This is a genomic window from Phaeodactylibacter xiamenensis, from assembly GCF_000759025.1.
GTDB classification, from domain to species: domain Bacteria; phylum Bacteroidota; class Bacteroidia; order Chitinophagales; family Saprospiraceae; genus Phaeodactylibacter; species Phaeodactylibacter xiamenensis.
Window position 1 is genome coordinate 1 of the sequence record NZ_JPOS01000011.1, and the last position, 13,765, is coordinate 13,765.

Below are 13,765 nucleotides of genomic sequence, written 5' to 3' on the forward strand. Positions count from 1 at the left end.
GCCTAGCAGTGGCGGGAGCTCAGTGCTGCCGGCTAAAAAATATAAAACGGTCCTGTCCCGCTACCGGCAAATCTTAAAAGAAGCCAGCCGTGAAGAGCCGCCGCCCGAACTCCGCCCAAAAGGCCGGGCGAAGAAAACAAAAGGGAGGAACCTGCTCGAAAGGCTGGAACGATACGAAGAAGAAGTACTGAGGTTCACGCGGGAGCACGAAGTGCCCTTCACTAATAACCTGGCCGAACGTGATATCCGCCCGTTAAAAACGAAGCTAAAAGTCAGTGGCTGCTTCCGTACCCTACAGGGTGCGCGGCACTATGCAAGGATCAAAAGCTTTTGCAGTACGGCAAAAAAGCACGGCTTGTCTGCCTATGAAGAGTTGCTCAACGCTTGGCGGGGCGAGTCGTTCCTTCGCAGCTACGCTGCCGCAGGAACCCACACCTAAATAGTTACCATTAAACCTTGATATAGGTGACCGGATACGTTTGACACTCAATTATAGTTATCCACCAGATAATGTTGGTTTTACATGGTGGACAGAAGGTGTTGGAGATCATAATAACCCTTTTTATGTATTGGATTACAATAATTCGTTTCTTGAGTATAGCTTGAACTGCTTTTATCAGGATGAAGCCCTAGTTCTGGGTTTCAATTGTGAAAATACCGCTGGGTCAACACCTAATCGCTTATATGTAGATAAGGATGCAAGTGCTGGAAATAACTCAGGTCAAAACTGGGAAAACGCCCTTGTTGATCTGCAACAGGCACTATTTCTAGCAGATGCAGGTGATACAATTTGGGTTGCAGAAGGCACCTATTTCCCTACATTGGGGACCGATCGCAATGCCTCTTTCTCCTTAAAGCATGGAGTGGCTGTTTATGGCGGGTTCTCGGGAGTTGAGTCAGCCCTCTCCGAACGTAATTTATGGCAGCATCCTACCCTGTTAAGTGGGGATATAGGCATAGAAAACAACCTGTTAGATAATGTTTACCATGTTGTTAAAGCCTTAGGAGTAGATAGCACTGCATTAATTGACGGTTTTAATATTGAGTTTGGGCAGGCTGATGGAGCAGGGTCCTCCAGCAATTTGGATAATTTTGGGGGCGGGATGCTGATTGTTGGAAGTGAGGTGGAAGCTTCATCCTCCCCTCGTGTCGCAAATTGTAATTTCCGGTTTAACACTAGTCGAAGCGGCGGTGGATTGTATTTGAGGGTTAGCCAGTATGATGAATCTTTGCCATCGATTGAGTACTGTAAATTCGAGCAGAATACTAGCCTGTTTTTCGGTGGAGGGCTATACGTAGACGCTGCACTAAACCCTAATGCAAGTTTCGTGATGAAAAAAGATACTTTTCTGAACAACACTGCAATCGAAGGAGGAGGAGCTAACCTTAATGGACTTAGAGTAGTCCGGGGCGATTCTTGCGTCTTTATCAGTAATGAAGTAACCAACGAAGGAGGTGGGGTTAGGTTTTTTAGTAGTACAGATGATGTAGATATGCATTTTACTGACTGTATTTTTAGTCATAATAAAGCACGTGCATTTGGAGGTGTTCAATTTGGGCAAACAGATATAGGGGGATCATTAGAAGATACGCTCCGGTTTTCTTTTGACAGGTGTAGCTTCATTGAGAATCAATCGTCCGAAGATATTGGAAGTGCGCTGGCTATGTTCAATTTCTCTAAGTTCCTGGAGGTAAAGTTACTAGGGTCAGTTTTCGAAGGCAACTATCCTGATGATGCCGTTTTTACGGGCTTTGCGGGGGATTCTGAAAGTATATGGGGAATACATAATTGTATTTTTAGAGGCAATGCTCCATTTTCATTGGGTGGAGGAGCTATTAATTTTCAAGCGACGATATTCGCAGGAGAAAAAAAGGTTGCCACTACAATTACCAATAGTGTTTTTTCAGGTAACGGTGGAGCTATCAATCTTTCAGCTGGGCTGAATGGGCAATTCAATACATCTATAATTAATTGTACTTTCTTCAGTAATGGACCATACCCTATAGCCAAGACTTGGGGAGAAGTCTATAACGACACAACGTGGTTTAATAACCTCGAGATATCCAACTCGATTTTTTGGGAAGAAAGTACCTTACTCCCCGGACTTGGAAGTATTTTTTATAATGGAGATCCCGATGCACTTTCATTGTATGATTACAAGGTTTCAAATACGGCAGTTAGTGCGATTGATTGCTCAGGACCTGGTAGCGGCGAAGCATGTGGAGAGGGAATGGTTTTTGGCGTTTATCCTGAATTTATTGATACGATTAATAGTAATTTTCAGCTAAGTGCTTGTTCTCCTTTGTTGAACTTGGGCAGCAATTTAGGGTTAGACAGCTTGGGCATTATTACAGATATAACGGGAGGGGAGCGAATAAAAGATGGTATTGTTGATCTGGGAGCTTACGAGAGAGCAGTTTTTTCAGTACATGTAGATAGTATTACAGCACCTAAGTGTATGGGTGAAAACGATGGGTCTGTTGCCTTTACCTTGAACGGAACAGAACCTCATCAATTTTCCTGGGTAACAGACAGCTCTGAAGGAGAAGGAACGGAAATGTTAACTGCCGGAAACTATCAATTCACTATTACAGACGCAGAAAGTTGCTATGATACAGTGAATGTGACAATCTCTGAACCTATGGCTATAGATGTTGTAGCTATTGTTGAGCCAGCTGTACAAATGACGGGCGGTAATATTACCCTTACTGAGGTATCAGGGGGGGCTCCACCTTATAATTTTAATTGGAGTACAGGAGCCATAGGGACCACTATTTCTGCTTTGCCAGCTGGTATTTATGGATTGACCGTTACTGATGCCAACAATTGTGTGTCAGAGTGGCAGTATGAAATCATTATGGTGAATACTCGGGAAGAAAGCTTAAATGTCAATGAAATAACTTTGTCTCCCAATCCTATCGCTCAAGGAGAAAGGTTAAGATTAAAGTATTCCAACCCCCTGCAAAATACAACCATAAGGCTCTATCATTACTCAGGAATATTGCTCGAAGTTTACAAACAGCCTGTGGAAGAGATATGGACAACAGATTTTCCTCCTGGGGTGTATTGGCTTGTATTTGCAACTGATACAGGGCAGACTTTCACTCGGAAGATTGTCATTGTGGATTAGGATTAAGGGAAAAGAGTAAGTCATTTTCCCCAATTTTTGGGTAACAGACTGTATGCTTCTTTCCAAAAAATACCCGCCCCCGGAACACTCCGAAGGCGGGCAGGCAACCGGGCCTATTGCACCGGCTTAAAATCTAAACTTATATTTACTCCACAATCAGGCGTCGGGTCAGCACCCCTTCTGCAGAAGTCAGGCGGATCAGGTAAATGCCTGCTGGCATTTGCGTCAGATCAATTTGCGCCTGATAGTCACTGCGGTAGCTTTCCACCCGGCGTACGTTGAGAACCTGTCCGGTGCTCGTTACAATCGCCAGATCGTATGCAGTGGATTGCAGGTCGCTCAGGCGGACGGTAGCCAGGCCGGTGGTCGGGTTCGGGAATACCTCAAAGCCTTCCTGTGTGAGCAGGTCACGGGTGCTGTTGCAGACTTCGATGTTGAAGTCCAGCACAATAGCCTTCTCACAACCGAATTCATTGACCACAGTAGCTTCAATCGCATATTCGCCAACGCCCAGCCCTTCAGTGGTGAATTCCTCGACGGCAGTCCCGTCAATGACGAGTTCATTGCCTTCGCCCGGGCTGAAAACAAAGATGTCTTCTACGCAAACCACCGTATCAACCGGGAAGGTAACCATAGGCACAGGGTTGAAAGTAACAACGACCTCATCGTCACCACTACAGCCATTAGCGTCAGTTACGGTTACGGCATAAGCACCATCCATGTCCACTTCAAGGGTTTGTCCATCGGTATCGTTGCTCCAGCTGTAGTTGTCAAAGCCAGCTCCTGCGTCCAGAGTTACGGTTTCGCCTTCACAAGCTTCGATGTCGTCGCCAAGGGCTATAACGGGCAGTGGGTTGACCGTCACTTCCACCGTATCCACGGCCATGCAACCGCCGGCAGTGGTAGCCATAACCGTCACGGTACCGCCTTCTGCCACTTCAATCGTATTGCCTTCGTCACCCGTAGACCAGGTAATGGTTTCGTAAGCATCGCCTACGCTCAGCATCGCGGTCTCGCCTTCGCATAGCGTGACTGTAGCAGGCAGGTCAACGATTGGGCAGCTCAGGTCAATTTCAAACATGGCTACAGAGCCACTGACTTCGTAAGAAACCGCCAGCAGTGGCTTGCCGCTTGGGCTGCTGAATGCCGGGATAAAGGCGAGCCCTTCAGGAGCGAGGTCACCGCCCAGCTCATCAACGGTACGGGTGTTGATATACTGCAGGAAGACCGGAGATTCCGGTGCCGATACATCGTAGACCATCACTCCGCCGATGCGCTCCAGCGCGATAAAGGCATAGTGCTTGCCGTCAATCTCGGCAGTGGTTACCGCTTCCGGCTCCGGACCTTTGTCATCGGAGCGGTTCTTGAAGTTGTTCTCGTCGTCGGTGGTGTTGAACAGGGCACCAAATACCGGGTCGGCGGCAGTGATTTGCTCCAGGTCATTGCCACTGTCGAAAAGCAGTGCACCGGAAGCGGCGTCCCAAATGGTGAAGGAACGCCCACCAAAAGCAAAGATTTCGTCGAAGTCGCCATCGCCATCGGTATCGCCATTGGCTGTAGTTACTACGAGGCGTCCGAGGAGGTTCTCGTCCTTAAGGATATCTGCGTCCGGGAAGGTAGTTGGGTCAAGGACATATTCATCATCCTCTACCCGAGCCTCTTCAGAGTAACCGTCATAGTCGCGGGCATCGCCTTCGTTCACGGAAATCAGGTAGCTTTGGCCGCCAACCGTAAAGTAGTCCAAAGCATCGGGCTGATACATACCCTTCACCGGCCAGTTGGCGAAGAAGATATCATCGGTGCGGTTAGAGGCATCGAAGGTGACGCCTTCTGCGGTCCAGTCTTTGAAGCCGAGCGGGAGGATATCCAACACCGTATTGGAAGTCAGGTCTACCAGCACCAGAGCGTTGTTCTCCTGGCAGTTGACATAGGCGGTGTTGCCGTCATCAGAAATAGTGATGTACTCCGGCTCCAGGTCCTGCGCAACCGTAGCGCCCGGGCCAAAAATGCGCACGCCCGCCGCTTGCAGGGCTGCCTGCTGATCGTTGAAGGCTTCAAAGCCGAGGGTGGTTACCGTAGCTGCCGCCACACCTCCGCTGAGGTCAATGATGCTTACAGAGCCTTCCGGGTCAACGTCGTAGTCGTCGTTGGGCTCGCCTTCGTTGGCGGTGAGGGCCTTAGTGCCGTCAGGAGTGAAGGTCACCATATCAGGCAGTACGCCCACCTCAACTGCGTTGATGAAGTTGCCATCGGTATCGAAAAAGGCAACCGTACCATTTCCGTCGACTGCATCTGCTTCAATGGCTGCTGCAACAATACCATTGCTAACCGCTACAGAATTGATGCCTGCGCCGTATGCAGAGATATCGATGGAAGAAATCAAAGTGATTGCAGCTGGGTTGCTGTAGTCAAGGATATCAACCTGATTGTTCTCGCCGTTAGTGAGGAACAAGCGGCTGGTCTCGCCGTCAAAAGCTACAATTTCAGCCGTGCCTTCGCCTCCGCCGGTGAAGTAGCTGCCGAGGTGAGTCAGCTGCAGCTCAGGGTTGGTTGCTGCAACGGGCGCCATATCGTCATTGTCGATAATGCGCACAATGTGGCGTGTGGTCTCGCCCAGCTTAACTTCGCTTTCTGCCGCATCAATTTCGAGTACGATGTACTGTCCGCCCAGCTCCATGTTGTCGAGGATGTCGAGGGAAAGGAACTGAGGCGTATTGGTGCCGTCAAATTCCACTTCTGTGGAAGCCAGGGTGAAATCAGTACCTTCGGTAGCGGTGGAACCGGCAAGGATATTCACAACGGCTTTACCCGTCAGCCCGCCAGCCTGCTCTACGGCAAGTTCCAGCTGTAATGCGCCACTGCCTTCTTCTACGGTAGTGAGGTTGTCAGCGAAGGTGACAGTAGACTGCGTCTGCAGCTCAAATATGCCGACGGTGCCGCTGACCTCGTAGGATACGGCAATATAGGCTTTGCCATCCGGGCTGTCCGCAGCATCGATAAACGCGATGTCCTCTGGTGCCAGGTCGCCGCCCAGCTCGTCTACGGTACGGGTATTGATGTACTGAATGAAGGTTGGAGCAGCGGGGTCCGCAATTTCGTACACCATGATACCACCGATGCGCTCCAGCGCGATAAAGGCGTAAGGCACGCCGTCAATTTCTTCGACGATCACGGCTTCCGGCTCAGGGCCTTTATCGTCGGAGCGGTTTTTGAACTCGTTTTCATCATCGGTGGCATTGAAGATGGCACCGAAAACCGGGTCTGCTGCTGTAATTTGCTCCAGGTCATTGCCACTATCGAAGACAACGGCACCACTGGCTGCATCCCAAATCGTGAAAGAACGGGCACCGTAGGCATAAAGCTCGTCGTAGTCGCCATCGCCATCGGTATCGCCGTTAGCAAGGGTGATGTTCAGGCGGCCCAGGAGGGCGTTATTTTTGATGTACGCTGCATCCGGGAAGGCAGTGGGGTCAAGGACCACCTCGTCGTCACCAATCCGGGCTTCCTCAGAATACCCATCGTAGTCCCGCGCATCCCCTTCGTTAGCCGTGATGATGTAGCCTTGCCCGCCGACCGTAAAGAAGTCGATAGCGTCGGGCTGATACATGCCTTTGATGTTCCAGTTGGCGAAGAAGATGTTGTCGGTGCGGTTGGAAGCATCGAGCGTTACGCCTTCTTCGGTCCAGTCTTTGTAGCCGAGTGGCAGGATGCCGGTTACGACTTCGTTAACGATGTCGACAATCAGCAGCGCGTTGTTTTCCTGGCAGGATACGTAAGCGGTGGTGCCGTCATTGGAAATAGTGACGTACTCCGGCTCCAGGTCCTGAGCAACCGTAGCGCCGGGCCCAAAAATGCGCACGCCTTGCGCCACAAGGGTAGCCTCATCATCATTAAAGCTGGTCAACGGCAAGGTGACCACTGTTGCTGCGGCTGCACCTCCGCTCACGTCTATGATGCTGACGGAGCCTTCGGGGTCCACATCGTAGTCGTCATTCGGCTCGCCCTCATTGGCTGTCAGTATTTTGGTGCCATCGGGTGTGAAGGTGAGCATGTCGGGTAGTGGGCCTACCGTGACCTGATTCAGGAACGCCCCATCCGTATCGAAGAAGACTACGCTGCCATTGTCTGTCTTGGTATTTGCTTCCATAGCGACGGCAACAAGACCATTGTGCACCGCCACGGAATTAATACCACCGCCGTAAGGAGCCATGTCAACAGAAGATATGGAAGAGAGGCTGGCCGGATTCGAGAAGTCTACGATATCCAGCTGATTATCCTCAGAATTGGTGAGGAACAGGCGCTGTGAAGCCGGGTCGTGGGCTACGATTTCTGCAACTGCACCAGAGGCAAAGCTGCCTACGTGGTTTAAGCGGGTTGTCGGGTCAGCCTGAGCCACCGGTGCCACATCGTCGTTATCTGCAATCAGTACAATGAGGCGGGATCCACTTCCTATTGATACGGTGCTGCTTTCATCAAACTCCAGGATAAGGTATTTGCCGCTCAGGCTGCTGTTGTCGAGTACCTCCAGGTTGAGGCTGAGCCCATCGGTAGTGCCTGCAGGGATGCTGAGGGTAGTGGTGCCCAGGTTGTAGTCTTCACCCGCCACTGCGGTGGAAGCCATCGCTACATTTACCGTAAGGCTGCCAGCCAGCCCACCGGCCTGCTCAATTTCGATGGGCAGTTCGATGCTGCCGGCGCCTTCCATCACTTCAACAGTGCTTTCGGCGAAAGTAACCGTAGGAGGCGTGGCGATTTCGAATACCCCAACGGTACCGCTGACCTCATAGGAAACGACGGCGTAATACTTGCCATCGGGGCTATGGTCCGGGGTGATGATTTTTACATCTTCCGGCGCCAGGTCGCCGCCTTCAGTGTCTACCGTACGGGTGTTGATGTACTGTAGGAATACAGGTGCCTGCGGGTTAGAAATGTCGTAAACCATCAGGCCGCCAATGCGCTCCAGGGCAATGAAGGCATAAAGCACGCCATTGATCTCCGCGACGGTCACGGCTTCCGGTTCCGGCCCTTTGTCGTCGGAGCGGTTTTTGAAGCTGTTCTCGTCATCAGTGGTGTTAAAAATAGCACCGAAAACCGGATCTGCAGCGGTAATCAGTTCCAGCTCGGAACCGCTGTCGTACACCAGGTCTCCGTTGTCAGCATTCCAAATGGAGAAAGAACGGGCGCCGTAGGTGAATAGCTCATCGTAGTCTCCGTCGCCATCGGTATCCCCATTGGCGGTGGTCATATTCAGACGGCCAAGGAGGGCTTCATTTTGCAGGTAAGCTGCATTGGGGAAAGCGGTGGGATCGAGGGTGATCTCATCGTCACCGATCCTTGCTTCTTCGGAATAGCCGTCATAATCGCGGGCATCCCCCTCATTTGCAGAAATAAGATAGCGTTGGCCACCAACAGTGAAGTAGTCGATTGCATCGGGCTGATACATACCGCGGATCGGCCAGTTGGCGAAGAAAATATCGTCGATGCGGTTGGAGGCATCCAGTACGATACCTTCCTCCGTCCAGTCTTTATAGCCCAGTGGAATGACAGCCAGTGCAGCAGCGGATTCAATGTCAATGAGTACCAGTGCGTTATTTTCCTGGCAATTCGCATACGCCAGAGTGCCCGTTTCGTTGATGACGATGAATTCAGGCTCAAGGTCCTGAGCAACAGTGGCACCAGGCCCAAAAATACGGACACCGGCATCTTTGAGGCTCGCTTCGTTGTCGTTGAAGCCGGCAAAGCTGATGGTGGTCACATTGGCGTTGGTGAGGTTGGGAGCACCTACACTCAGGTCGATAATGCTGACGGAGCCTTCGGGGTCAATAGTGTAGTTTGCATTAGGCTCGCCTTCATTGGCCGTCAGCACTTTGGTGCCATCCGGAGTGAAGGTCAGCATATCGGGCAGTGGGCCCACTTCCACCTGGCTCAGCAGGTTGCCATCGGCATCCCAAAACGTAACGGAGCCATTGTCGGTGACTTCATTGCCTTCCAGGGCCACGGCTACAATACCATTGGCAACAGCTACGGAGTTGATACCGCCACCGTAGGGCGCCATGTCGATCGCAGTGATGGTAGAAAGGCTTGCCGGGTTGGAGAAGTCAACCACATCCAGTGTGTTCTCCTCGGAGTTGGTGAGGAAGAGGCGCTGTGAAGCCGGGTCGTGCGCCACGATCTCGGCCACCGTGCCTGAGTTAAAGCTGCCTACGTGGCTGAGGCTGATCGCAGGGTCTGCCGGGGCCACAGGTGCCGTCAGGTCATTATCCTGAATCAGCACGATGAGCTCCGTCTCGCTGCCAGTCGTGGCATTGGTCAGCGACTCAATAGCGAGGATAAGGTAGCGGCCACCTACCGTACTGTTGTCAATCAGCTCCACCTCCACGCTTTGCGGGTCACTGCTGTTGGCTGGGAATGTGACAGTGGTGGTGTTGAGATTGAAATGTTCACCCGCCACGGCTGTGGAGGCGCTTACTACGCTGATTACCGCTTCCGTAGGCAGGCCATTGGCGTTGGTGATGCGGAGGTTGAAGCTAACGGTGCCGTCTGCTTCATTCACCACTACATTAGGCACTTCAAAAGATACAACCGGCTCAATGGCAGGCATGTACACGCCCGGTGTTGCCAGGATATCAGTGCCGTTGAAGGCTTCTGTGTTGGCGTACCAGTTAGCGCCATCGTTATTGTCGAGTGTGGGGTCGATGAGTTCGATAGATGGGCCATTGCCATCCGCTTCAGCCGGCCAGGGCGCTTCATCCAGGTAGTTGACAAAGTCAATGGTGTCGCCTAGGAAATTGCTGATCAGCAGTTCTTCGTCTCCGTTGGTAATGTCGTCAAAGCCCCAGTCGTAAAAATCAAGGCCATAGAAAGCTTCGGCAGCGGCTTCGTCAAAGGCGATGAGGACGACTTCACCAGGTGCCAGCGTTTGCTCCGGGAAAGTGAAGCGGAACTCTGAGCTGAAAGTCAGTCCGCCGATGATAGCCGGATCGGTACCGGCATTCAGGATTTCGACAAACTCCAGGTCGTCGCTGCTACCGGGAGGGTTGTACATGATTTCCGTAATCACCAGATTAGGTGTGGTACGGTTGATGATCCAGTCGAAAGCGAAGGCTTCCAGCAGGAAGTTGCCCGCTGCATCGGTCACCAGTCCAATAGAGATGTCAAAGGCCTGCCCATCGGCAAAAGGCATGTCGTAAGTGATGGTTGCGAACGGGAATTCATTACCTCCTGGCTCCGTGTAGGTGATGTCAGAAATGGTGCCATTGGTGGTGTAGTTCATGGGGTTTTCCACACTAGCCACATCCATTGGCTCACTGTAGGTGATGCGGATGCTCGTGTCGCTGAGGAGTTCTGCACCAAGTGCGAGCGGCGGCAGGAAGTCTTCGGTGCTGCTGAAGAGGGACACATCGTCGAAGCCAGCGTAGTCATCGGCACCGTTTTGCTTAGCCATCAGGCGCAGGCGAACGGTAGAGATACCCACCGGCAGATTGACGAAAACGGTTTCCCAGCCACCGGTGTTGCGGGAGAGGTCCACGTAGTTGGCCATGTCAAAGCCCATGCCGGGCTCCGTTTCCACAATATAGCCAATAGAGTCTCCGGACTCATAGCCAATGGTGTTGTACTTAAAGGTGAGTGCATTGACGGAAAAAGCGGAAACATCCACTGCGTCAAAGTCCATTGTATGGAAATCAGCGTTGCCTCCGTTGTCGTTCTCCAGGTCGCGCATGTACCAGAAATTCATGCCGCTTGCCGGGCCAATATTTGCTGTTGGTCCAGACACTGCCCACGCATCGTCATCGATGTCATAGGTAGCGGGATTAATGGTATAATTCCAGGTATCATTGGCGGAGCCTTCGAAGCCCTGAAACAATTCCTGATCGTCTTGCGCAAAAGATACAACGGAAAGCAGGCAGAGCAACAGGGTGCCCAGGCTCTTTCCAAAGCGGTAATCGTACTGCATGAAAGAAGTTTTGGTTTTGGAATGTATTTTGGAAGCGTAAAGCTACGGCAGGCAAATGCAGGGTGGGTTAACTGTAGATTAAGTAAGCGTTAATTTTGATGCGGGTGGGAAAGTCGAAATCGGGTTTGGGGTTTGGTTAGGGCTGTGAGGTGAGAACAAATAAGACACTCAAGTCCCAATTTTCAGAAAAACAGACAAGCCCCGGCAGCTAACACCACCGGAGCTTGTCCATGAAGCCTTACGCTACACCTGGCCTTACCGCTGCACCATCACTTTGAGCTGATGGGCGCGCTGCCCGTCTGCGGTAGTGAAGTGCAGGAAGTACCAACCCTCTGCACAGCTGTCGACCGGCAAGCGGTGGGTGCCGGACGGCAGCAGGCCTGACTGCATTAATGGCGCGCAGAGAGAATTGGGTGCCCGGGCTCCACTCTACCGCCACTTCGTCCTGTGCCGGGTTGGGAAAGGCAGAGGGCTGCCCTGATAAGCTAAGACCCTGCCGCTGCTGTATGCCCTGCGGGCTGCCGCCTGCCGATTGAAGGTTTTGGCCACCGGTATGGGGCACAAATACCCGCGCCACGTCGATGTAGTGCTTGCATTGGTCGGATGCGGTGCCCCGCTCCGTGTTGGACTTTTGGGCTACAGCTGCAAACAAGCTGTACGTGGTTTCCGTTAGCTCCTCCTGTTCCAGCCTGTCCTGATAGGCGAAAAAGGCATCAAAGAAGCTGCCGCCAAGCTGCTCGGTAGGCGTAGCCATCAGACCGCTGCAATCTTTGGACGGTGGCACGTGCGGGCCGGTAGGCGGGCCCGATGGGCAGCTCGTGGGCACACCGCTGGCTTTGGTGCCAAAGGCCAGGCTGATTTCCGGGAAACCGCCGCAGCCGCCAAAGTTGGTTTTGTCAAGGGCGTAGTAGTACAGCCCACCGCCCGGCTCCGGGTTCGCGTGGTCGGTGCCCCAGTAGTTGCCTTCAGCGGGGATGGCATTGATCGTTTCAGCAAGGGTGCCATCGTAACAAATATCGAACCAAAGGGCATCATTGGGCCCGCGCTGGAAATGATTGGACCGGGCGAAAGCCAGGTTGTCCGTTTGGGAATTGATAAAAGCATCAATATTCAGAATCAAGTTTTGCCCCTTAATACCGGCCAGGCCGTTATTGAGCAGCCTGGCGCAGTCCATCGTGACCAGCCCATAGTTGCTGCCTTCCCGGTTGCCCTCTACGATATGGAGCCCATAGAAGTCATTATCCGCCACTTCAGCCTGCCCGCGCAGGGTGACATTAACATACTTGCCCGGCGGGCAGTACAAGCCCACGTCATTATTGGACAGCTCGCCCCCGCTCATGATGTACTCGCCTACGTTGGAGACGTGGACGGCGCCCCAGGTCATATATTCAGGCTCCGTTGGCACATTGTAGCTTTCAATGACACTTGCGTCTACCCGCACAGACTGCAGCTCGTCGAGCAGCATCGCATTCACACCGGTGCCTGTGCCATTGAAATGGCAGTCCCAAACCCGCGCATTGCTACCGTTAGAGAGCCAGATGGAATTCCGGTTATCAGAAAAGCCGCTCTGGAAGAACAGGAAGTCTAGCGCATTGGCCGGGTAAGTATTGTAAGCCTCCACGGCATTGGCAAACCCGTAGGCTTCGTTGTACACAAAACGGATTTTAGTCGCCCCGTCAGCCAGCAGGCCCACCGCCGTCTGCCCGCCGGTCTTCAGCTCCATGTTGGAGATAAAGGCTTCGCCCTGACCTACGGAGATTTTGGCATAATTGCCGTATTCCGCCAGGCCTTCCAGCAGCTCCACCGTATTGTCCCCGATGTCCAGGGTCGTATTGTTGCGCAGGCGCAGGAAGCGCTTGCCGATGCCCCGCCCTTCGATGCGGAAAATACCGCCCGTAAGGCTGAGAATATGGCTCTGGAAAAAGTCAAAGAAGCCATTGCCGCTGAAGTCGATGCTGCCCTGTACCTCCAGCTCGCCCTGCACTTCGAGCACAGCACGCCCGAAGGGGGCGTCCCCGTCCCAAAGCTGCACGATGGCGCCCGGCTCCAGTACCAGCTTGCCGCCGTCTTCCACTACGCATTTGGAATCCTGGCTGACGCGCAAAATGCCGCCACTGCCAATGCGGGCTTCGCCCCCTTTCTCGATGCGGACCTGCCCGCCAAAGCCTGCGCTGAGCAGACCATCAGAAAGTACCTCTGTATAGCCCCCCTCCTGTACGATAAAACGGGAATCTTTATTGATGTACAGCTCGCCCTGGGCTTGAATGGAGACCGTCGCGTCTGCCTGCACGTAGACCTGGGCGGTGTTGGTGATGCCGGCGGCGGCGTCCCATTGGCCGAGCTCCATGCGGGCGGTGGGGGCGATGGTGAGGGTGGTGGGGTCGCCCTCGCAGAAGCTGCTGCGGATGAAGACCTCAAAATCACTGACTTCATCGTTATTGAGATTGGCTGCTATATCCGTAAAGCCGATTCGCCCGGCCCGGTTGACCCAGAGTTGCCCGCCGTTGATGATGTCGGTATCTTCATCGATAATGGGCTCTGTGCGATATACCGGGAAAGGCATAGGAGGGTTGGCGTAATCATAGACCTCCGGGCTGTCCCCGTGGTTGAAGGTACGGTTGTCGAGCGTGGCAGGGGTTACTGCCCCATTGGAAGCTACGGAGAGCAGCATGCCGGTGTT

Annotated in this window: 4 protein-coding genes; 2 read left to right on the forward strand and 2 right to left on the reverse strand. The window is 52.8% G+C overall.

Annotation, left to right across the window (positions count from 1 at the left end; genetic code table 11):
• Together IX84_RS03650 and IX84_RS03655 are read left to right on the forward strand one after the other, a co-directional pair.
• Nucleotides 1–439, forward strand: a 439-nt coding sequence (locus IX84_RS03650; RefSeq protein ID WP_044216663.1) for an IS66 family transposase, incomplete at its 5' end; no start/stop codon positions are given.
• A gap of 40 nt (nt 440–479) precedes the next feature.
• Nucleotides 480–3,131 carry a T9SS type A sorting domain-containing protein gene (locus IX84_RS03655; protein ID WP_152604905.1) on the forward strand — a complete coding sequence of 884 codons (2,652 nt, stop codon included), beginning with the start codon at nt 480–482 and terminating at the stop codon, nt 3,129–3,131.
• 145 nt (nt 3,132–3,276) lie between these two features.
• On the opposite strand, the gene IX84_RS30655 is transcribed toward IX84_RS03655, so the two are convergent.
• Together IX84_RS30655 and IX84_RS33255 are read right to left on the reverse strand one after the other, a co-directional pair.
• Nucleotides 3,277–11,085, reverse strand: a complete 7,809-nt coding sequence (locus IX84_RS30655) for a choice-of-anchor I family protein (protein ID WP_052515745.1) — start codon at nt 11,083–11,085, stop codon at nt 3,277–3,279.
• A 238-nt stretch (nt 11,086–11,323) separates the two neighbouring features.
• Nucleotides 11,324–13,765: hypothetical protein (locus tag IX84_RS33255; protein ID WP_160213647.1), on the reverse strand; the 2,442-nt coding region annotated here is incomplete at its 5' end.